This window comes from Streptococcus australis, assembly GCF_019930045.1.
Lineage (GTDB): Bacteria > Bacillota > Bacilli > Lactobacillales > Streptococcaceae > Streptococcus > Streptococcus australis_D.
The window spans coordinates 43,371-64,833 of sequence record NZ_JAHZQQ010000004.1; the positions used below are offsets into that span (position 1 = coordinate 43,371).

The 21,463-nt window shown below is 45.1% G+C and carries 23 protein-coding genes; 20 read left to right on the forward strand and 3 right to left on the reverse strand.

Features of this window, described 5'->3' with window-relative positions:
* Positions 1-32 precede the first annotated feature (32 nt).
* The 4 genes from K1J10_RS01800 (at position 33) to K1J10_RS01815 (ending at position 3,060) form a co-directional block, all read left to right on the forward strand.
* Positions 33-920: a carbohydrate ABC transporter permease gene (locus K1J10_RS01800; RefSeq protein ID WP_048717104.1), complete on the forward strand. Its 888-nt coding sequence runs from the start codon at positions 33-35 to the stop codon at positions 918-920.
* Between the two features lie 15 nt (positions 921-935).
* Positions 936-1,775 carry a carbohydrate ABC transporter permease gene (locus K1J10_RS01805; RefSeq protein WP_118398162.1) on the forward strand — a complete coding sequence of 280 codons (840 nt, stop codon included), beginning with the start codon at positions 936-938 and terminating at the stop codon, positions 1,773-1,775.
* 163 nt (positions 1,776-1,938) lie between these two features.
* On the forward strand, positions 1,939-2,391 hold the full coding sequence (locus K1J10_RS01810) for a YhcH/YjgK/YiaL family protein (RefSeq protein ID WP_061564586.1): 453 nt from the start codon (positions 1,939-1,941) through the stop codon (positions 2,389-2,391).
* 21 nt (positions 2,392-2,412) lie between these two features.
* A complete protein-coding gene (locus K1J10_RS01815; protein WP_061564587.1) occupies positions 2,413-3,060 on the forward strand; it encodes a YesL family protein in 648 nt (215 codons plus the stop codon).
* Positions 3,061-3,083: 23 nt separating this feature from the next.
* On the opposite strand, the gene K1J10_RS01820 is transcribed toward K1J10_RS01815, so the two are convergent.
* The gene (locus K1J10_RS01820) at positions 3,084-3,890 is read right to left on the reverse strand and encodes a MurR/RpiR family transcriptional regulator (RefSeq protein ID WP_223355677.1); all 807 of its coding nucleotides are present in this window, start codon (positions 3,888-3,890) and stop codon (positions 3,084-3,086) included.
* A gap of 267 nt (positions 3,891-4,157) precedes the next feature.
* Between K1J10_RS01820 and K1J10_RS01825 the strand changes: the two genes are divergently transcribed.
* The 11 genes from K1J10_RS01825 to K1J10_RS01875 all read left to right on the forward strand — a co-directional run bounded on the left by K1J10_RS01825 (position 4,158) and on the right by K1J10_RS01875 (position 15,222).
* Positions 4,158-4,481, forward strand: coding sequence for a hypothetical protein (locus K1J10_RS01825; RefSeq protein ID WP_125336213.1), 324 nt, complete (start codon positions 4,158-4,160; stop codon positions 4,479-4,481).
* On the forward strand, positions 4,471-6,420 hold the full coding sequence (locus tag K1J10_RS01830) for a V-type ATP synthase subunit I (RefSeq protein WP_223355678.1): 1,950 nt from the start codon (positions 4,471-4,473) through the stop codon (positions 6,418-6,420). The genes K1J10_RS01825 and K1J10_RS01830 overlap by 11 nt, the downstream gene beginning before the upstream one ends.
* A 41-nt stretch (positions 6,421-6,461) precedes the next feature.
* Positions 6,462-6,941 carry a V-type ATP synthase subunit K gene (locus K1J10_RS01835; RefSeq protein WP_023024938.1) on the forward strand — a complete coding sequence of 160 codons (480 nt, stop codon included), beginning with the start codon at positions 6,462-6,464 and terminating at the stop codon, positions 6,939-6,941.
* Between the two features lie 85 nt (positions 6,942-7,026).
* On the forward strand, positions 7,027-7,617 hold the full coding sequence (locus K1J10_RS01840; RefSeq protein ID WP_223355679.1) for a hypothetical protein: 591 nt from the start codon (positions 7,027-7,029) through the stop codon (positions 7,615-7,617).
* An 8-nt stretch (positions 7,618-7,625) separates the two neighbouring features.
* Positions 7,626-8,636 carry a V-type ATPase subunit gene (locus K1J10_RS01845; RefSeq protein WP_223355680.1) on the forward strand — a complete coding sequence of 337 codons (1,011 nt, stop codon included), beginning with the start codon at positions 7,626-7,628 and terminating at the stop codon, positions 8,634-8,636.
* Positions 8,626-8,946 carry a V-type ATP synthase subunit F gene (locus K1J10_RS01850; protein WP_048717121.1) on the forward strand — a complete coding sequence of 107 codons (321 nt, stop codon included), beginning with the start codon at positions 8,626-8,628 and terminating at the stop codon, positions 8,944-8,946. Before K1J10_RS01845 ends, K1J10_RS01850 begins: the two co-directional genes overlap by 11 nt.
* Positions 8,943-9,647 carry a GNAT family N-acetyltransferase gene (locus tag K1J10_RS01855; protein ID WP_223355681.1) on the forward strand — a complete coding sequence of 235 codons (705 nt, stop codon included), beginning with the start codon at positions 8,943-8,945 and terminating at the stop codon, positions 9,645-9,647. The genes K1J10_RS01850 and K1J10_RS01855 overlap by 4 nt, the downstream gene beginning before the upstream one ends.
* Before the next feature lie 33 nt (positions 9,648-9,680).
* Positions 9,681-11,471 (forward strand): V-type ATP synthase subunit A, encoded by a 1,791-nt coding sequence (locus K1J10_RS01860; RefSeq protein WP_223355682.1) that lies wholly within the window; start codon positions 9,681-9,683, stop codon positions 11,469-11,471.
* Positions 11,458-12,855 (forward strand): V-type ATP synthase subunit B, encoded by a 1,398-nt coding sequence (locus K1J10_RS01865; protein WP_154859272.1) that lies wholly within the window; start codon positions 11,458-11,460, stop codon positions 12,853-12,855. Before K1J10_RS01860 ends, K1J10_RS01865 begins: the two co-directional genes overlap by 14 nt.
* Positions 12,856-12,876: 21 nt before the next feature.
* The gene (locus K1J10_RS01870) at positions 12,877-13,500 is read left to right on the forward strand and encodes a V-type ATP synthase subunit D (protein WP_223355683.1); all 624 of its coding nucleotides are present in this window, start codon (positions 12,877-12,879) and stop codon (positions 13,498-13,500) included.
* 549 nt (positions 13,501-14,049) lie between these two features.
* Positions 14,050-15,222: a LysM peptidoglycan-binding domain-containing protein gene (locus K1J10_RS01875; protein WP_006595247.1), complete on the forward strand. Its 1,173-nt coding sequence runs from the start codon at positions 14,050-14,052 to the stop codon at positions 15,220-15,222.
* An 84-nt stretch (positions 15,223-15,306) separates the two neighbouring features.
* Here K1J10_RS01875 and K1J10_RS01880 read toward each other — a convergent pair whose 3' ends face one another.
* Positions 15,307-16,479, reverse strand: a complete 1,173-nt coding sequence (locus K1J10_RS01880) for a CynX/NimT family MFS transporter (protein WP_223355684.1) — start codon at positions 16,477-16,479, stop codon at positions 15,307-15,309.
* A gap of 608 nt (positions 16,480-17,087) precedes the next feature.
* Here K1J10_RS01880 and K1J10_RS01885 point away from each other — a divergent pair.
* The gene (locus K1J10_RS01885; protein ID WP_006595245.1) at positions 17,088-17,429 is read left to right on the forward strand and encodes a metal-sulfur cluster assembly factor; all 342 of its coding nucleotides are present in this window, start codon (positions 17,088-17,090) and stop codon (positions 17,427-17,429) included.
* A gap of 48 nt (positions 17,430-17,477) precedes the next feature.
* Here K1J10_RS01885 and ilvD read toward each other — a convergent pair whose 3' ends face one another.
* Positions 17,478-19,181, reverse strand: a complete 1,704-nt coding sequence (ilvD, locus tag K1J10_RS01890) for a dihydroxy-acid dehydratase (RefSeq protein WP_006597056.1) — start codon at positions 19,179-19,181, stop codon at positions 17,478-17,480.
* A gap of 188 nt (positions 19,182-19,369) precedes the next feature.
* Between ilvD and K1J10_RS01895 the strand changes: the two genes are divergently transcribed.
* The 4 genes from K1J10_RS01895 to rpmG all read left to right on the forward strand — a co-directional run bounded on the left by K1J10_RS01895 (position 19,370) and on the right by rpmG (position 21,093).
* Positions 19,370-20,392 carry an SPFH domain-containing protein gene (locus K1J10_RS01895; RefSeq protein WP_048690698.1) on the forward strand — a complete coding sequence of 341 codons (1,023 nt, stop codon included), beginning with the start codon at positions 19,370-19,372 and terminating at the stop codon, positions 20,390-20,392.
* A 2-nt stretch (positions 20,393-20,394) separates the two neighbouring features.
* On the forward strand, positions 20,395-20,595 hold the full coding sequence (locus tag K1J10_RS01900) for a PTS ascorbate transporter subunit IIC (protein WP_003011522.1): 201 nt from the start codon (positions 20,395-20,397) through the stop codon (positions 20,593-20,595).
* 150 nt (positions 20,596-20,745) lie between these two features.
* On the forward strand, positions 20,746-20,928 hold the full coding sequence (rpmF, locus tag K1J10_RS01905; protein ID WP_223355685.1) for a 50S ribosomal protein L32: 183 nt from the start codon (positions 20,746-20,748) through the stop codon (positions 20,926-20,928).
* A gap of 15 nt (positions 20,929-20,943) precedes the next feature.
* A complete protein-coding gene (rpmG, locus tag K1J10_RS01910) occupies positions 20,944-21,093 on the forward strand; it encodes a 50S ribosomal protein L33 (RefSeq protein WP_001265622.1) in 150 nt (49 codons plus the stop codon).
* Positions 21,094-21,463: the final 370 nt, after the last annotated feature.

The window sequence follows — 21,463 nt, forward strand, 5'->3', positions numbered from 1 at the left end:
AATAGAAAAAGAACATCAGGAGGTGCCTTATTGTGAAGGTAAACAAAATCCGAATGAGGGAGACGCTGGTTTCCTACGCATTCTTAGCACCCATTTTAATCTTCTTTATTGTCTTTGTATTAGCACCAATGATTATGGGGTTTGTCACTAGTTTCTTCAACTACTCGATGACCTCCTTCAAATTTGTTGGTCTTGAAAATTACTCCCGCATGTTTGCGGATAAGGTCTTTATCAAGTCCTTGATCAATACTGTCATCATCGTTATCGGATCCGTTCCAATCGTAGTATTGTTCTCCTTGTTTGTGGCTTCTCAGACCTATCATCAAAATGCGATTGCGCGTTCCTTCTATCGCTTCGTCTTCTTTCTTCCAGTTGTTACAGGGAGTGTAGCGGTAACGGTTGTGTGGAAATGGATCTATGATCCGCTATCAGGGATTTTGAACTTTGTATTGAAATCTGGACATGTCATCAACCAAAACATTTCTTGGTTGGGGGACAAGCACTGGGCTTTGATGGCCATCATTATCATCTTGTTGACCACCTCTGTTGGTCAACCGATTATCCTCTACATCGCTGCTATGGGAAATATTGATAATTCTCTCGTAGAAGCAGCGCGTGTCGATGGTGCGACAGAACTTCAAGTTTTCTGGAAGATCAAATGGCCAAGCTTGTTGCCAACAACTCTTTATATTGCGATCATTACGACCATTAACTCTTTCCAATGTTTCGCCTTGATCCAATTGTTGACATCCGGTGGTCCAAACTACTCAACGAGTACCCTCATGTACTACTTATATGAAAAAGCCTTTAAGCTCTCTGAATACGGTTATGCCAACACCATGGGTGTCTTCCTTGCGGTGATGATTGCTATTATCAGTTTTGCGCAATTCAAGATCCTCGGAAACGACGTAGAATACTAAAGAAAGGAGCCTCAGATGAAACCAACACAAAAGAAACCCATCACTGCCTTTACAGTGATTTCAACGATCATTTTGCTCCTTTTGACAGTCTTGTTCATTTTCCCATTTTATTGGATTTTGACAGGGGCCTTTAAGTCTCAGCCAGATACCATTATGATCCCACCTCAATGGTGGCCAAAGACACCAACCATGGAAAATTTCCAACAGTTGATGGTACAAAACCCAGCCTTGCAATGGTTGTGGAACAGTGTCTTCATCTCTCTAGCAACCATGCTTTTGGTGTGTATGACCTCTTCCTTGGCAGGATATGTCTTGGCTAAGAAACGCTTCTATGGGCAACGAATTCTCTTTGCTGTCTTTATCGCAGCCATGGCCCTTCCAAAACAAGTTGTCTTGGTTCCATTGGTACGTATTATCAACTTTATGGGAATCCATGATACTCTAGCAGCGGTTATTCTACCATTGGTTGGATGGCCATTCGGGGTCTTCTTGATGAAGCAGTTTAGTGAAAACATCCCAACAGAACTCTTAGAATCTGCTAAGATTGATGGTTGTGGAGAGTTGCGGACTTTCTGGAGCGTTGCCTTCCCAATTGTCAAGCCGGGATTTGCAGCCCTTGCCATCTTTACCTTCATCAACACCTGGAACGACTACTTTATGCAATTGGTAATGCTGACCTCTCGTCAAAACTTGACTATTTCACTAGGGGTTGCGACCATGCAGGCTGAAATGGCCACCAACTATGGCTTGATCATGGCTGGAGCAGCTTTGGCTGCGGTGCCAATCGTTACGGTCTTCCTGGTTTTCCAAAAATCCTTCACTCAAGGGATTACCATGGGAGCGGTCAAAGGATAAGTCGTCTGCTTGGACAAATGATAGTTGTGTACAGATACTTTTTTCTAGGCTGAGAGGTGTGGGATTTTGCGAGCTCCACACCTCATCGTGCCCTAGAAGGGGCTAGGGAAGAAATCACTTGTTTTCTTTTCTTGTCGCTAAGAAGTGTCGAAAGGAAAAGTGTATGATATTTGATGATTTAAAAAACATCACCTTTTACAAAGGGATCCATCCCAATCTAGATCAGGCCATTGATTTTCTCTATGAGCATCGGAAGGATTCTTTTGAATTAGGGAGATACGACATTGATGGAGATAAGGTCTTTCTCGTCGTTCAAGAAAACACCCTCAATAAAGAAGAAAGCAATCGCTTTGAGCATCACAAAAAATATGCCGATTTGCATTTTTTGGTAGAAGGACATGAGTTTTCGAGTTATGGATCTCGTGTGACAGGTGAGGCGCTCGCCTTTGATGAAGCATCGGACATCGGTTTTGTCCATTGCCAGGAGTCTTATCCACTTCATCTGGGGTATCATAATTTTGCGATTTTCTTCCCAGGGGAACCTCATCAGCCCAATGGCTATGCGGATCAAGAAGAAGTCGTTCGAAAACATTTAGTGAAAATTTTAATCGATTAAGAGAGTCAGAAAGGAGACGGTATGTCACAAAGAGAAACAGGATTGATCAAAACAGTTTTTAATACTGACAATCTGGTGATGCGAATCAGCGAGAAAATAGCGGACTTAGTCACAGTCAATCTTCTTTTTGTGCTGAGCTGTCTGCCGATTGTCACCATCGGGATCGCAAAGATTAGTTTGTATCAAACGGTTTTTGCCATCAAACACCAGCGTCGCCTACCAGTCATTCGGACCTACATCAGCGCCTTTCGTGAAAATTGGAAGTTGGGCCTTCAGCTCGGAGGGATAGAGTTGCTCATTTCAGGGATCTGTCTCTTTGACTTGTTCCTCTTTTGGAGCCAGACAGCCTTGCCAATGCAGGTGTTAAAAGCTGTTTGTCTAGGGCTCTTTATCTTCCTAGTTCTGGTCATGCTAGCGGCCTATCCAATTGCGGCGCGTTATCGATTGACTTGGACAGAGTGTCTACAAAAAGCTCTGATTGTATCCGGTTTGTATTTCCCATGGTTCTTCGTTATGGGGGCTCTCTTGTTGCTAGTAGCTATGGTGTTTGTGACTTCTGTCTTAAGCTTTTTACTAGGACTCATGGTCTTCTTCTTGATTGGTTTTTCTAGCCTGACCTTCCTACAGGTTGGATTGATGGAAAAGATATTTGCTCGTTTTAAAGAATGATAAATTGCACTTATTCTTGCAATTTATCTTTCCCAATAGCTATTGAAAATTCTTTCTTTACGCTCCCGATCCATTTCGAGAAAGTGAGCATAGATTAAATCAATCGTGGTTAAGAAGGGAAGGGTTGCCGTAATACGGTCGATATAGGTGCTTCCAGGTAGGGGAGCAACTGGTAAAATTTCCGTAAAGTCATCTTTGATAGCGTCTGGTTGAGCAGTAAGAAGAACGGTTTTTGCTCCCATTTCTTTAGCATCCAGAAGGCTGTGGATAATCGAGCGGGTAGTTCCCGATAGAGAGAAGGCAATGACCAGGCAGGATTTATCCAAGATACTGGTCGTCCATGCAAAGCCGTCTTGATCGGTTAAGGCCTCGCAAACAACGCCCAATCGTAGGAAGCGAAGTTTCATCTCGGAGGCGACTAGACCCGAACTTCCTTTTCCGAAGAAGTAGACCCGATCTGCTTGAGTGATTAAGTTAGCGACTTCTTTGATTTGGTCATCTTTTGCTAGGGTTTCTGTAGCCTGAAGGACCTGCTGGTAGCGACGCAAGACATCCTGGGTTAATTCGTCGTGCGGGGATTGTTGCTTTTGAGATTTGGTTTCTTCGTTAAAGTGATAAATAAATTCACGGTAGCCTGAGAAGCCACACTTTTGGGAAAAACGGGTCAAAGCGGCTTTTGATACATGCAAAAGTTCTGTCACTCTAGACGAGGAAAGAGAGTGTTGCTGCGCTTCAGGAGATAAAAAATAGCGGGCAATGTCTAACTCTAGCTCCGTCATTTCTTCTTGATGGCTCTTAATAATGCTTCGGAGATCACGATCTTGTTTCACAGCAGTCCTCCTTTCAACCTAGGTTACACCTGGAGAAAATCCTATAATATATTTCACAGTATAACATAAAAAGCTGTGATATACAAGGAATACGACCAGCGAACGACTGAAAGAAGGAACAGAATCCGCATCTTTTTTGAATCACCTTTGTTAAAAAAATAACCTCTGGAAACAAAGGAAAGACGCTGAAAAAAGTTTATGAAATATGTTATAATTTACACAAGAATTTGTTCCTTCTCATAAAGGAAGAGGTAAGGAGGTGGAGTGATGGCCAACGCAACTCTCGAAATGATGCAAGAGATTGAAATGGCAGCAGAAGCCGTTGTCACAAGTTACGAGGATCAGGTCCAAGATTTGCGCCAACAGCTAGGTGATCACCTACAGGAGGTAGCAGCATCCTATGACAAAGAGACTGCTAAGCTGGTCGCAGAGCGGGAAGAGTCCTCGAAAGCAACGATTGCTAGCTTGGAAGCTGACCTGGCAGTGACCAGTCAACGCAATGACGAAAAGGTGCAGCAAGCCATGACAGATAAGCGTGCAGCTTTGGTAGACGAAATTGTAGAAAAGGTGGTAGCAACCTATGGCAATTAGTCCAATGCAACACCTTTCTCTGGTTTTGCCCACAAATCTAATGGACGAGCTTCTCTTGTCGCTCCAGTCAGAGGAATCCGTCCAAATCTATGATTTGAGCGAGCAAGAGGATTGGCAAGTTGCCTTTCAGACGAGTGATGGGTCCAAAGGATCAGCTCTAAGAATGGATGAACTAAGACGTCGAGAAGAGCAGTTAGAAAAGGCCATACAGGCCCTGGAGCCTTTTATTCCTCAGAAGAAGGGATTAGAAAAACTAAAAGAAGCTCCCTTGTCCTTGTCTTTTCACGATTTAGAGTCTCATGGGGTCATCCGTGATGAGCAACGTCTTTTACAGTCCGTACAAAAACAATTGGCTGTTTTAGCAAAGGCTCGGGATCGTATCCAGCAAGCCCAAGAAGAAATCGCCTCTTTAGAAAAATGGGCTGCCTTGACGACAACACCTGACCAGCTCAAGCGTTTCCGTTATGTTCGTGGCTTAATCGGTACCATTCCGAATAGTGAACAGGATCAGGCGCGACAAGCCTTGCTAGCACACCCTGATGTAGAGGTCGATGTGGTCTTCAGCTCAGAAACGGAGCATGGGGTGGTAGTCTTGTATAAGTCTGGGGATTTAACAGACCTTCAAGATACGCTGACCAGTTCGCATTTCAAAGAGTTTGACTACCAAGGAGAGACGCTACCAAAAGAACGTTTGGAGCAACTCAAGAGAGAGATCAAAGAACAAGGTGCTGTCGAAACAGCTACTTTGGAAACGCTCAGTCAAGCCAAGGAAGACCTCAACCAACTCAAGTACCAACTCGATTATGTCTTGAGTCTAGGAGCCCGGGAAGAGGCCAAAGGCTCTCTTGCCAGTACAGCCCATTTGGTTGCCATAGAGGGATGGATCGAAACAGCTCAACTAGAAGCTTTAAAAGACAAACTTCAAAGGGAATTTGGGAGCCAAGTCGTCTTGCAGACGCGTGAAGTTGCTCAAGAAGAATGGGACCAGGTACCCATCAAACTGAAAAACAATGCCTTGGTGGAGCCCTTCGAGTTAGTGACGGAAATGTATGCTCTGCCCAAGTATTACGAGAAAGATCCGACCCCAATCGTCTCTCTCTTCTACTTTGTTTTCTTCGGCATGATGGTAGCAGATATCGGCTATGGTCTCTTGTTGACGCTGGCAACTGGCTTTGCTCTAAAAGCTTTCCAGCTTCAGCCGAGCGCAGCAAAAAACCTTCGCTTTTTCTGCCTTTTAGGAATCTCGGTAGCCCTTTGGGGAGTCGTCTACGGTTCCTTCTTCGGCTTTGAGATGCCCTTTGCTTTGATCAGTACGACGACCAATGCCATGACTATCTTGATCCTATCGGTTGTCTTTGGTTTCATCACCGTTTTGGTCGGTCTCTTCCTAGGTGGAATGAAAAACGTTCGCCTGAAAGACTATACGGAAGCCTACAACGCAGGCTTTGCCTGGGTCTTGATCTTGTTAGGCTTGATGCTCTTAGCAGTCGGAAACATCCTACCAGGTTTATCCTATCTAGTCCCCATTGGCCAGTGGCTAGCCATTCTCAATGCGATTGGCATTTTGGTCGTGTCCATTGTCAGTGCCAAGAAATTATCAGGACTTGCAGCAGGTCTCTTCAATCTTTACAACGTCAGTGGCTATGTCGGAGACTTGGTCAGCTTTACTCGTTTGATGGCGCTTGGTTTATCAGGGGCCAGCATCGGTTCAGCCTTTAACCTGATTGTCAATCTCTTCCCAACCCTGGGACGATTCACCGTCGGCCTTGTCCTCTTTGTCCTCCTCCATGCCATCAACATGTTTCTGTCCTTTTTATCAGGCTATGTGCATGGAGCGCGTTTGATCTTTGTCGAGTTCTTTGGTAAGTTCTACGAGGGTGGTGGCAAACCCTTCCAACCTCTAAAACCGTCGGAACGCTATGTCAAAACAAAAAAATAATTCAGTAAATCAATCATAAAAAATTTTATAGGAGTATATTCATGGAATCTTTAGCTTCATATTTCTCAACCCATGGGGGTGCCTTCTTTGCAGCACTTGGTGTAGCCATTGCAGTGGCTCTTAGTGGAATGGGTTCAGCTCTCGGTGTTGGTAAGACCGGTCAAGCAGCTGCCGCACTCTTGAAAGAACAACCAGAAAAATTTGCCCAAGCCTTGATCTTGCAATTGTTGCCAGGTACACAAGGTTTGTACGGTTTCGTTATCGGGATCTTGATTTGGTTGCAAATTAAACCAGATATGGCTCTTGAAACAGGAGTTGCTTACTTCTTCACAGCCCTTCCAGTAGCGATTGTCGGCTATTTCTCAGCAAAACACCAAGGAAATGTCGCAACTGCTGGGATGCAAATCTTGGCAAAACGCCCTGAAGACATGATGAAAGGGGTTATCCTTGCGGCCATGGTTGAAACCTATGCCATCTTGGCCTTCGTTGTGTCCTTCCTTTTGACTCTTCGCGTCGGCTAATCTAGACACACCTCAGTCAAAGAAGAGGAATGTTCTCTTCGTCAATTATCGGTGGCGAAGAACTCCAAAGGAGGAAATAAAAACAATGACGGATTATTCCCAATTAAAGGATTCCATCCTTGAACAGGCCCATGAAAAAGGTCGGAAATTAGTAGCGGAAGCAACGGCTAAGGTTCAAGAAGAGTCCCAGTTGCAGGAAGCTCGTTTGGTAGAAGAAAAGTTACACCAACGGGCGGTTCAATTGCAAACCATTGAGCGCCGCTTGCAACGTGAAAGCCAACAAATAGAAAATCAAAAGCGCCAATCGACATTGGTCACCAAGCAACGGGTCTTAAAAGAGTTGTTTGCGGATGCCTACCAGAAAATGGCGACTTGGTCACGCCAAGAAGAGCTCGCATTTCTTCACCGCGTTCTTCCTCGCTATGCAGATCAAGCAATGGTCTTAACACTGGGTGCTGTGACGGCAGAAAAATTTACAGATCAAGATCGTCAGGATTTGATAGAGGCCTATCCACAGCTTCAATTAGCTAAAGAAACACTTGCCCAAGAGGCTGGTTTTGTCCTTTCCTTTGGCAAAGTGGATGCCAGCTACCTCTACCGTGATTTGGTTGATGCTGTACGGGAGGAGCAGAGCTTCCATATGGCAGCCAGCATTTTTAAAGAAGAGAAAAACTAGGAGGGGCTATGAGTGAACGGACGTATTCTCAAGTAAATACCGGGATTAGTGTACGTGAAGCTAGTTTTTTGAGCCCGGCTCAGTTTGATGCCCTTCTGAATAGCTCCGATGCAGAAGCGCGTGCTAATCTCTTGCAAGGGACGGCCTATGCCTTGGAGGCAGATCAACTGCGTCAAGTCCAAGTGGTCGAGCAAGCCTTGATGAAGCACCTTCTGGCAGAGTACGATTGGGCTTATCAGGTAGCTCCGAACCCTGCGGTAGTCGACCTCTTTGCCCTCAAGTACACCTATCACAATCTCAAGGTCTTCTTGAAAGAGCGAGCAACGGGGCGGGATTTGAACTTCCTATTATTGGATGCAGGGCCCTATTCGCTTGCGGTTCTTGAACAAGTAGCCAAGACCTTTTCTTCAGAGAACTGCCCAGAGTTTATGGCTCAAGAAGTCGCAGCGACCTGGCAGGAATATGTCGACTATCAGGATATTCGGGTTCTGGAAATCGGCATGGATCTGGCCTACTTTGATCATCTCAAACGCTTGGCGAAAGATCTGGACCATCCACTTTTAGAATCTCTGGTCACCTTGACCATTGATTGTTACAATGTCATCACAGTTGAACGAGCCCTCAGTTTGAAAAAACCGAACAGCTTTATGAAGCAACTCTTGTCCGATGCAGGGACCCTCTCAGCAAGAGAAGTCATCCAGTGCGTCGAGCAGGGCAACCTCATCAGTTGGTTCCAACAAGTCAATCCCTTGCCTTATGATGTGGAATTGACACAGTATGAGGAGCAGATGCGAGCAGGCAGAGTAACTGCTGAGACAGTGGAATACCTGGAGCATGTGCTTAAGTACCGAATATTGGAACAAGCTTCCTTTGAGACAGATGGGCCCTTGCCTTTAGCTCGCTATCTCTTTGGAAAAGAGCTGGAGGTGAAGAACCTTCGTTTGGTCTTGACGGGTCTGGATAATCAGCTCCCGATTGACAAAATAAAAGAAAGGATGAGACCAATCTATGGCCAGTAAAACGCAAAAAATTGCCGTTGTGGGAAACCGAGATGCCATCCTTCCTTTTCAAATGATTGGCTTTCAGACCTTTCCCGTAGCAGAGGCTCAGGAAACCATCAATACCTTACGTCACTTGAGCCAAGAAGATTTTGGCATCATCTATCTGACGGAGGATATGGCTCAGGAAATCCCAGATACCATTGCCCACTATGATCGCCAAGTAACCCCAGCCGTCATCTTGATCCCTACTCATAAGGGAACGACTGGACTGGGACGGCAGCGAATTCGAGACAATGTCGAAAAAGCAGTTGGACAGGATATTTTATGAGAACAAATGAATTTGGCCAAGCGATTGGCGATGCACTGCCTGATTTTACACCAGGGCGTCTGCCAGCTATTGAGCGGATCGAGGGTCGCTATACTGTGATCGAACGCCTCTCAAAAGAAAAACATGGAGCAGATCTTTATCATGTCTACGGGCCGGACTCTCCAGCAGCGATGTGGACCTTTCTGTTCAAAGGCCCTGCCCGCAATGAAGAGGAGTTGGACCGCTTATTAGATGATCTCATGACAGATCAAGGTCGCTTTTACTATGCGATTGTAGACAAAGATTCAGGCAAGGCTTTGGGGACTTTCTCTCTGATGCGGATCGATCAAGCTAATCGGGTGATCGAAGTCGGAGCAGTGACCTACTCACCAGCGCTCCAAAAAACACGCATGGCTACGGAAGCCCAGTATCTGTTAGCGCGCTACGTGTTTGAAGATTTAGGCTACCGCCGCTATGAGTGGAAATGCGATACCTTAAACCAAGCATCTCGCAAAGCAGCTGAGCGCTTAGGGTTCACCTATGAAGGCTGTTTCCGTCAAGCTGTTGTTTATAAAGGTCGTACCCGTGATACAGACTGGTTGTCTATCATTGACCAAGAATGGCCAGCTATCAAACAGCGCTTCGAAGCCTGGTTGGATCCAAGCAATTTCGATGCCAATGGCCAACAAAAGCAAGCTCTAAGAGAGATAGCACAAAAGTAAAACAAAGAAACAAAGGATTCCCAGGAGGAATACATGACTCAAGGAAAAATTATTAAAGTTTCCGGTCCCTTGGTGGTCGCATCAGGGATGCAGGAGGCCAATATCCAAGACATTTGCCGGGTCGGCGATCTTGGTTTGATTGGCGAAATTATTGAGATGCGGCGGGACGAAGCCTCTATCCAAGTATATGAAGAAACGTCTGGAGTCGGTCCAGGAGAGCCAGTGGTCACAACCGGAGCCCCCCTTTCTGTCGAGTTGGGACCAGGCTTGATTTCTCAGATGTTTGACGGGATCCAACGCCCCTTGGAACGCTTCCAAGAAGTCACTGCCAGTGACTTCCTTATTCGTGGGGTGCAAGTTCCAAATCTAGATCGGGACACTAAATGGGCCTTCGAACCAAGCGTGACTGAAGGGACAGAGGTGGTTGCCGGAGACATCGTCGGTACGGTTCAAGAGACCAATATGGTGGAGCACCGTATCATGGTACCGTTTGGTGTTAGTGGACGTGTGACCAAGATCGAAGCAGGTTCTTACACAGTGGAAGAGTCAGTTTATGAGATCGAGCAGGCAGATGGTAGCCTCTTTACTGGGACCCTGATGCAAAAATGGCCAGTTCGTCGAGGCCGTCCCTTTGCACAAAAACTGATTCCGGTAGAGCCTTTGGTCACAGGTCAACGGGTTATTGATACCTTCTTCCCTGTTACGAAAGGTGGAGCTGCAGCTGTTCCTGGTCCTTTCGGAGCTGGAAAAACCGTTGTGCAACACCAGGTGGCCAAGTTTGCCAATGTAGACATCGTGATTTATGTCGGTTGTGGGGAACGTGGAAATGAAATGACGGACGTTCTGAATGAATTTCCAGAATTGATCGATCCAACGACCGGTCAATCCATCATGCAACGGACGGTTCTGATTGCCAATACTTCGAACATGCCAGTAGCAGCGCGGGAAGCTTCTATCTACACAGGGATCACCATTGCGGAATACTTCCGTGACATGGGATATTCTGTTGCTATCATGGCCGATTCGACATCGCGCTGGGCAGAAGCTCTCCGTGAAATGTCTGGTCGTCTAGAAGAAATGCCCGGAGATGAAGGTTACCCAGCCTATCTTGGTAGCCGGATCGCCGAATATTACGAGCGGGCCGGTCGAGTCAAGACACTTGGAACTACTGCGCGCGAAGGTTCGATTACGGCGATCGGTGCCGTTTCCCCTCCAGGTGGAGATATTTCAGAGCCGGTAACGCAAAATACCTTGCGAATTGTTAAGGTTTTCTGGGGCTTAGATGCTCAATTGGCCCAACGTCGCCACTTCCCAGCTATCAACTGGTTGAGTTCTTATTCCCTTTATCAGGATGAAGTTGGTCGCTATATCGATTTACATGAACAAATCAGCTGGTCTGAAAAAGTGACCCGTGCTATGAACCTGTTGCAAAAAGAAAGTGAATTGCAAGAAATCGTTCGCCTGGTTGGTCTGGATTCCTTGTCTGAAAAGGACCGCTTGACCATGAATGCGGCCAAGATGATCCGCGAAGACTACCTGCAACAAAATGCCTTTGATGAGGTGGACACCTATACTTCTTTCAGCAAGCAGGTGGCCTTGTTGACCAACATTTTGACCTTTGACCAAGAAAGTCAAAAAGCACTAGAATTAGGGGCTTACTTCACAGAAATTATGGAAGGAACCGTAGCTCTTCGAGACCGCATTGCCCGGAGCAAGTTCATCCATGAGGATCAGTTGGCAACCATTCAAGCCTTGAAAGAAGAAATCGTAGAAACCCTACACCAAATCGTCGCAAAAGGAGGAGTAGACAATGAGCGTGATTAAAGAATACCGTACTGTCAGCGAAGTTGTTGGCCCCTTGATGATTGTCGATCAGGTCGAGGGGGTTCACTACAATGAACTCGTAGAAATCAAGCTCCATGACGGAACAACCCGTCAGGGACAAGTCCTCGAAGTCCAAGAAGACAAGGCCATGGTCCAACTCTTTGAAGGATCTAGCGGGATTAATTTGGAAAAAGCCAAGGTTCGCTTTACCGGACGTCCCCTAGAACTCCCTGTGTCTGAAGACATGGTGGGCCGCATCTTTAACGGGATGGGCAAACCGATCGACGGTGGTCCAGAGATTATCCCAGAGAAGTACTTGGACATTGATGGCCAAGCCATCAATCCTGTTTCGCGGGACTATCCGGATGAATTTATCCAGACAGGGATCTCAGCCATTGACCATTTGAATACCTTGGTTCGGGGCCAAAAACTCCCCGTGTTCTCAGGTTCTGGTCTCCCTCACAAGGAGTTGGCAGCTCAGATTGCTCGTCAGGCGACGGTTCTTAATTCCGAAGAAAACTTCGCCGTGGTCTTTGCGGCTATGGGGATTACCTTTGAAGAAGCCGAGTTCTTTATGAACGACCTTCGGGAAACAGGAGCTATTGACCGCTCTGTCCTCTTTATCAACCTAGCCAACGACCCAGCTATCGAGCGGATTGCGACTCCTCGGATTGCCTTGACTGCGGCAGAATATTTGGCCTATGAAAAAGACATGCACGTCTTGGTCATCATGACGGACATGACCAACTACTGTGAGGCCCTTCGGGAAGTATCTGCTGCCCGCCGGGAAGTTCCAGGTCGTCGGGGCTATCCAGGTTACCTCTATACCAACCTCTCAACCCTCTACGAACGTGCAGGACGTTTGGTTGGGAAAAAGGGATCGGTGACCCAAATTCCGATCCTCTCCATGCCAGAAGATGACATCACCCACCCTATCCCTGACTTGACAGGCTACATCACAGAGGGTCAGATTATCCTGTCCCGCGATCTCTACAATAGTGGTTACCGCCCACCGATCAATGTTCTTCCATCCCTTTCTCGTTTGAAGGACAAGGGTTCTGGTGAAGGCAAGACTCGGGAAGACCATGCGGCGACCATGAACCAGCTCTTTGCGGCTTACGCCCAAGGGAAACAAGCCAAAGAGTTAGCCGTGGTGCTTGGAGAATCCGCCTTGTCCGATACAGACAAGCTCTATGTTAAGTTTACCGATCGCTTTGAGAAGGAGTACATCAACCAAGGCTTTACTACCAATCGGACCATTCAAGAAAGTCTGGATCTAGGTTGGGAATTGCTGGCTATCTTGCCACGGACAGAGCTCAAGCGGATCAAGGATGACATGATTGACGAATACCTCCCAAAAACTTCTCAGGAAGCACAAGCCTAGGAGTAGAAAGGAGGAAGTCAGATGGCACGATTAAATGTCAAACCCACTCGGATGGAGTTAAACACCCTCAAAGAGCGTCTGAAAACGGCAACCAGAGGGCATAAACTTCTCAAGGACAAACGAGACGAGCTCATGCGACGCTTCATCGAATCGGTCCGTGAAAATGACCGCCTCCGTCAGAAGGTTGAAGCCGCTCTCATTGGCAATATGCAAGAATTTGTCCTGGCCAAATGTCTGGAAAACGACCTCATGGTCCAGGAAATCTTTGCAGTTCCGACGCGGGAAGTCAGCCTGCATATCGAGACGGAGAACATCATGAGTGTGCGCGTGCCCAAGATGCATGCCCATATTGACAATCCATATGGAGACGATGAGGGAGATGTGGTCTACAGTTACGTGGCTTCCAATAGCCAGATGGACAATACCATTCAAGAAATGGAAGAGCTCCTTCCAGACCTGTTGCGCTTAGCAGAGATTGAAAAAACTTGTCAGCTCATGGCCAATGAGATTGAAAAAACGCGCCGTCGAGTCAATGGATTGGAATATGCGACGATTCCAGACCTCAAAGAAACCATCTACTATATCGAAATGAAACTCGAAGAAGCCGAACGCGCCAACCTGGTCCGAATGATGAAGGTCAAATAAGATACAAAGCCGTTAAGCAACTCAAAGGAAAATAGGGAGCAGGACAGAAGCACTGTTGTATAGAATGCTTCGTTGTCCTGCCCCCACAAGGCTGATTAGGATTTTTCCGAGCTCTTAAAGCGAGAGAAAAATCCAATCAGCTACTGTGCCTTTGAAGTTAGTACTATTACAGTTTGCGTTTTGCACACAGCATTTAGGGCGTGTTCAATTAATAAGATACAGGCCGTTAAAAATAGCACCCCAAGTGATGTCTACAGGACACGAACTTGGGGTGTTTTTTAGCCTCTATTCAACTGAAAAATCTTCTAAAATCCCTTCATTCAGGGCTCTCAAAGGCTTCTGATACAATGAATTTGTTTGATTATCCAAATAGTACTAACTGTCGTTAATTGTTAAGAGATTGTAACAAGAAAGGACTAATGTTACAAATTAGGGTCAGTTAGATTAAAAGAAAAGAAGAGCCATTTTAAAGACAAAAAATGTGGTAGAATATTAAATGTATCTGTCTGGAGATAAATCTCCGATAATAAGAAAACGAGGAAAGAACGTATGAAGAAAGTAAATAAAAAGGCTTTAATTGCTTCGACTGTTGCTATGGCGGTCTTGCCATTTACAACTGGTAAAGCAGAATCAAATGGGGATTGGGTTGCCCGTTCTGTAGATGAAATTCGTGCAGATATTTCAACTTCAGAAAACAAACAAACCTACACCATCAAATATGGGGATACCCTAAGCACGATTGCGGAAGCTTTGAATGTTGACGTAACTGTTTTGGCAAACTTGAACCAAATCAGCAACATTGATTTGATTTTCCCAGGAACTGTTTTGACAACAACTGTCAATGATCAAAATCAAGTGACAGGTGTAGAAATCCAAACTCCTACAGCAGGCAATGCTGACGCAACTGTGACAACTTCTGCTGATTTGACAAACAACCAAATCAAAGTGGACAACCAAACTGTTGCAGTGGGTGATTTGACAAAACCAGTAGCAGATGAAAGCAACCAAGCTGTAGAACTCCCTCAAGCACCTGCAGTTGTAGCAGCAGTGGCAGAGCAAGTATCAGAAAGCTTACCAACCCCAGAAGCATCAGCTGAAACACCTGCACCAGCAGCTCCAGTAGCAGAGGAAGCACCAGCACCAGTTGTTGAAGAAGCGCCTGCACAACCTGCTGCAGCGCCAGCAGAAGTAGCGGCTCCTGTAGAAGCACCAGTTGTTGAGGAAGCACCAGCGGCTCCAGTAGCTGAACCAGCTCCAGTCGTAGAAGTCCCAGCAGAACCAGAAGTTACTGCGGTTGCTTCAACACCACAATATGGTGCACCAGCACCAGTTGTTGATACGACAGCTTCAACTCCTTCAACAGCAACTCCAACTTCAAATGAAGGTCTTCAACCTCAAGCAATTAAATTCAAAGAACAAGTAATAAATGAACTTGGATTGACTGACATCGGTGGTTACCGTCCTGGTGACCCAGAAGATCACGGTAAAGGTCTTGCGATCGACGTTATGGTTCCAGAAAGTTCAGCAATCGGTGACCAAGTAGCTCAATATGCGATTGATCACATGCAAGAAAATGGAATTTCTTACATCATCTGGAAACAACGTTTCTATGCTCCAGTAAACAACATTTATGGACCAGCAAACACTTGGAATGAAATGCCAGACCGTGGTAGCGTAACAGAAAATCACTACGACCACGTACACGTATCATTTTACGAATAATTAAGATATAGCAAAGAATCAGGAATGTCCTGATTCTTTTTTTGTATAAAAAATAGATCCCATTACTCAATGGGACCTAGTGGATTAAAGGATGATATCAGATTTTTCTACTTGATAGAGAGCCATACTCATAAACAAAGCAACGACAAGAAGGATTAAAATACCAGGTGTCCAAGAGTGGAAGATTTGTTGGCTTGAACCAAATAAGATAGGCCCAAGTGCAGCAAAGACGTATCCTCCTGTTTGAGCTAGTCCAGAGAGCTGAGCAGTTTTCTCAGGAGAGCTAGACTTCATGGAGAAGGTAACCATGAGGTAAGGGAATAAGATACTCGTAAAACTTCCGATCAAGATATTCAGGATCAACCAGTAAATGAAGTTGTCTGTCTTTAGTAACAGCATGGCAATTCCAGTAAAACCAGCTAAAACAGTTGTTATCAGCATGGTGCGACGGCTTTGTTCAGAAAGGCTGGTGGTGAGACTTGGAATGGTCATAGAGAAGGGAAGACTCATCAGGGTGAATACAGATGCTAAAATTCCTGCATTGGCTTGACTGATGCCGGCTTGGGTCGCCATGGTAGGAAGCCAGGTCATAGTGGTATAGAATAAGAGAGATTGTAGACCACAGAAGAGCATGATAGCCCAGACCTTACCATTCTTATACCAGCTAGTCTTATTTTCATTAGAAGAAGAGCTTTTTTTCAAATAATGATTGTGACGAGCATTGGGGACCCAGATCACAAGAGCGAGCGCACAGACGACTGTCAGCACCCAAACCAGACCTTGCCAAGAGGTGGCTTGAGTGATAGGAACAGCGACAGAAGAAGCTATTGCAGTAGACAAGCCCATTGCAGTGATATAGAGGGTTGTCAAGAAGCCAAGACGTTTTGGCTCATTGGCTTGGATCAAGCTTGGTAGAAGGACATTGATAAAGGCAATAGCAGCACCAATCAAAAGAGTTCCCACATAGAGGAGAGGCAGATTGATGGTGCGTAGAGCAGATCCAATCGTCATCAGGATCAAGACTCCGAGAAAGAGTCGCTCAATCCCAAAGCGTCTCGCCCAGCTAGTAGCAAAAGGAGAGAAAATAGCGAATGTTAGGAGGGGTAGACTCGTCAAGAGGCCAAGAGAACTCACCTCGACACCAAAGCTAGCAGCAATATCTGATAAGACAGTGGAGAGGGTCGTAAATGGGGCCCGCAAGACCACTCCTAGTAAAAGGATCCCTGGAATGAGAAAACGTGAATGGTTTTGTTTCATAATGCGCCTCCTTGTTAAAATGAACAGTATCCGTATCATTATAGCACAAGAACTTGGAGGAGGCAAAAGGAATTATCGGGGGACAAAGCCCGTAAAATAGCTATTTCGCCTACAAATATAGGAAATAATAGAAAGATAGAGCTGAAAAAAATTTTTGAAGGTTTTAAAACTTTCTTCACACATCCTTTTTATAGGAGTCTAGTTATCTCCGCTCAAACTGCGTCAACGTACCTAAACTCGCTGATGCTCGTAAAAAAATAAGGAACGTAGTTCTCACTAGCGTTCGAACTGCATCAATGTACCTAAGCTCACTAACGTTCGCCAAGGTACATAGAAAAAAGCCACCGAATTTGGTGGCCTTTATGGGAGATTATTATGAAAAAGTTTAGGATTTTCTATCAAACAAAGTTAGGAGGTCTTCATTTGATGGTACTAGTATAAATCGGAAAACTTAAAGAAAACTTAAGATAAGTTCCTGTAATTTTAAATCAGTCTTAAGACGGATAGTTTGATTTTTAGCTGTCATTCGATCTCATTCTAGGTGAACTTGCATTATTGTCAGAATTGTGAGAAAATAGTCTTCATCAAAGGAGGGAAAGGATAGCGAGATGAGAGAGGATATCAAGATTAACGACCGTGCCTTGGCACTGGAGAAACAATTGATTGAGAAGTTAGAGCTTGTGTTTGATACCGATGTTGAATTGGATGTCTACAACCTCGGTTTGATTTATGAGTTGGATCTGGATGAGGAAGGGACTTGCAAGGTAGTCATGACCTTTACCGATACCGCTTGTGACTGTGCGGAAAGTTTGCCTATCGAAATCGTCGCCCGCCTAAAAGAAATTGACGGTATCGAAGACGTCAAAGTAGAAGTAACCTGGTCGCCAGCTTGGAAAATTACACGAATCAGCCGATACGGGCGCATCGCCCTTGGTCTTCCTCCGAGATAAATCAATAAAACTCACTTTACAAATCAGTAAAGTGAGTTTTTTCTTATCTTATTGTTTACCAGACTGTTCCATATTCCAGAAGTCGGTTACGGCACCGCGTGAAGCAGAGGATACCGTGTGGGCATACTTACCGAGAACCCCACGGCTATATAGTGGTGGCAAGGTTGTTTCAGCTTTCCGTTTCGCCAACTCTTCGTCTGAGACGTGCATGGTGATTTCTTTGGTATCTTGGTCAACTGTTACCAGATCCCCTGTGTGGAGGTAGGCGATTGGACCGCCGACCTGAGCTTCAGGCGCGATGTGTCCAACAACGAGACCGTACGTACCACCAGAGAAGCGTCCATCTGTCAAGAGGGCAACCTTGTCCCCTTGGCCTTTCCCAACGATCATGGATGACAAGGACAGCATTTCCGGCATACCAGGACCACCCTTAGGTCCTACGAAACGCACAACAACAACGTCGCCGTCCACGATTTCATCCGAAAGAACCGCTTCAATGGCAGCTTCTTCGGAGTCAAAGACCTTAGCAGGACCCGTGATGTTACGAACTTTCACACCTGATACTTTGGCAACCGCCCCTTCTGGAGCCAAGTTCCCTTTCAAGATGATCAATGGACCATCTGCACGTTTTGGATTTTCAAGTGGCATGATAACTTTTTGACCTGGTGTCAAATCAGCAAAGGCTTCTAAGTTTTCAGCCACCGTTTTACCAGTACATGTGATACGATCCCCATGAAGAAAACCATTCTTAAGAAGGTATTTCATGACGGCTGGTACACCACCGACATTGTAAAGGTCTTGGAAGACGTATTGACCAGAAGGTTTCAAGTCTGCCAAGTGAGGCACACGCTCTTGGAAATCATTGAAATCTTCAAGTGTCAAATCAACGTTAGCTGCGTGAGCGATCGCAAGCAAGTGAAGGGTCGCATTTGTTGAACCACCAAGTGCCATGGTCACTGTAATCGCATCTTCAAAGGCTTCACGAGTCAAGATATCAGATGGCTTTAGTCCCATTTCAAGCATTTTGACAACTGCACGACCTGCTTCTTCGATATCGGCTTTTTTATCAGCTGATTCAGCAGGGTGAGAAGAGGAACCTGGCAAGCTCATACCAAGGACTTCGATCGCTGTCGCCATGGTGTTAGCCGTATACATACCACCACAGCCACCAGGGCCAGGGCAGGCATTACATTCCAGTTGCTTCACTTCTTCAGCAGTCATGTCACCATGGTTCCATTTCCCGATCCCTTCGAAAACAGAAACCAAGTCGATATCCTTGCCGTTCAGATTACCAGGGGCAATGGTCCCACCATAAGCAAAGATTGCAGGGATATCCATATTAGCAATGGCAATCATCGAACCAGGCATGTTCTTATCACAACCCCCGATGGCTACAAAGGCATCCACGTTGTGACCGCCCATAGCAGCTTCGATAGAGTCTGCTATGATATCACGAGACGTCAAGGAGAAGCGCATCCCAGGCGTTCCCATAGCAATCCCATCCGCAACCGTAATGGTTCCGAATTGGACTGGCCAAGCTCCTGCATCTTTTACACCTTCTTTGGCCAATTTTCCAAAATCATGGAGGTGCATGTTACAAGGTGTGTTTTCAGCCCAAGTAGAGATTACCCCTACGATTGGTTTTTCAAAGTTTTCATCTGTCATCCCAGTTGCCCGAAGCATAGCCCGGTTAGGGGACTTGACCATGCTGTCGTAGACACTACTGCGATGGCGTGTATCTAATTCTGTCATCTGATTCCCTCTCATCGTATTTTTTATTATTATAGCACAATTTACGGCCCAACGACAGAAGAAAATTCTTGAATTTTCAGACAATTCAGCTTGCTCGGTTTCTTGCTAAAATAATTTACAGTTATATCTTGACTTTTGTAAGCAAAGTGATATCATTTAGATATCACAAAGAAAGAAGGGTTCGTCCCATGGAAGAAAAAATTTTAACCCAAAAGAAAAACGGCTTAGCTGCCCTTATAGGCTTGCTAGTTGGGGATCTTGTCTTAGTTTTAGCCTTTATTAGTGCGATTGCTAGTCTACCAGAAGGTTTTCCACTTGCGATTGCAGTTATTACCTGTATTTTTCTCTTTATTGCTAGTCTGGTGTGCTATGCGGGGATCAAAATTATTAAACCGCAAGAAGCCTTGGTTTTGACCTTGTTTGGGAATTATATTGGAACCATTCGAGAAGCGGGTATTTACTTTGTCAATCCCTTCTGTGTCGCTGTCAATCCTGCCAATAACACCCGTTTGGGCCAAAGTGGTGATGTCACCACCAAGTCACCCATGTCTGTCAGTAAAACAGCAGAAGGTAACAGTATTTCTATCGAGACAGGTAAAAAGAATATTTCCTTAAAAGTGATGACCTTGAACAACTCTCGTCAGAAGATTAATGACTGTTTGGGAAATCCTGTAGAAATCGGTATTGCAGTCACTTGGCGTGTAGTGGATACTGCTAAAGCAGTCTTCAATGTGGATAACTACAAAGAATATCTCTCATTGCAGTGTGATAGTGCTCTTCGTAATATTGTCCGCATCTATCCTTATGATGTAGCTCCTAATGTCGATACGACAGGAGACGGCCAGGCAGATGAGGGTAGCCTAAGAGGCTCCAGTGAAATTGTGGCCAGTCGTATTCGAGAAGAGATTCAAGCACGTGTAAAAGATGCTGGGCTTGAAATTCTAGAAGCTCGTATTACCTACTTGGCCTATGCTCCAGAAATCGCAGCTGTTATGCTTCAACGACAACAAGCTTCTGCCATTATCGATGCGCGGAAGATGATTGTCGATGGAGCAGTTGGGATGGTTGAAATGGCCCTTGAACGCCTGAGCGAAGGAGAGATTGTAGAGCTAGATGAAGAACGGAAGGCAGCCATGGTTTCGAACCTTCTTGTCGTTCTCTGTGGCAATCATGATGCACAACCAATTGTTAATACGGGAAGTCTCTATTAAGAATGGCTGACCAAAAGAAAAAACAGATTCCACTTAGATTGTCAGCCAAGTTATATGCTGCTATCGCATCATGGGCAGAAGATGACTTTCGATCGGTCAATGGGCAGATCGAGTACCTGCTGACAGAATGTGTCAAACAACGAAAAAAGGATGGCAAATACGTTTCGGAAACGATTGATGAGCCATTTGAAATAGACCTTTAAGGAGAACTCCTGTCCCATTTGATGGGGTGGGAGATTTTTTTAACAATTTTTTGTCAAGTAACTTTACTTTACAAAAAAGTTTTGTTATACTGTTAAAGTTGATGAAAATCAAACCTAATTGAATTTATACCTTAAAAGGAGAAAAACGAAATGGCAGTACCTGCACGTCGCACATCAAAAGCGAAGAAAAACAAACGTCGTACGCACTACAAAGTAACAGCTCCATCTGTAAACTTTGACGAAGCAACTGGAGATTACTCACGTTCACACCGTGTATCAGTTAAAGGATACTACAAAGGACGTAAGATCGCTAAAGCTGCATCAGCTGAATAATAGAAGGGAGATACCATGCGCGTAAATATTACACTTGAACACAAAGAATCTGGTGAACGCTTGTACCTTACTTCTAAAAACAAACGTAACACTCCAGACCGTCTTCAATTGAAGAAATACTCACCAAAACTTCGCAAACACGTTGTGTTTACAGAAGTGAAGTAGGGGTTCAATACGAATCAATACAGAAGAAAAACGCTGATTTCAAGCGTTTTTTCTTTTTGCCAAATGCGATATATTGCACTGTATTTCAATTCAAACTCTACCTTTTTCTCTACCTTTTTTCTTAAGACCTGGTTTGGAAAGTATGGGTTTCAGTTGGACTAAAAACAGGGGAATATTTTTAGTTCTGTAAGTATTAATCTATATGCTTACATATATCTTTTGGTCTCTATCCTTTAGGTGAAAATACCGATTTTATGGTATAATAAGGATAACTCTATATAAGGAGGTGTGCTATGACTCTTGATGTAAATAAAGAAGAATTAACAATTTTAGGGATTCCCTTTGATAACTTTTCGGATTTTGATACTGT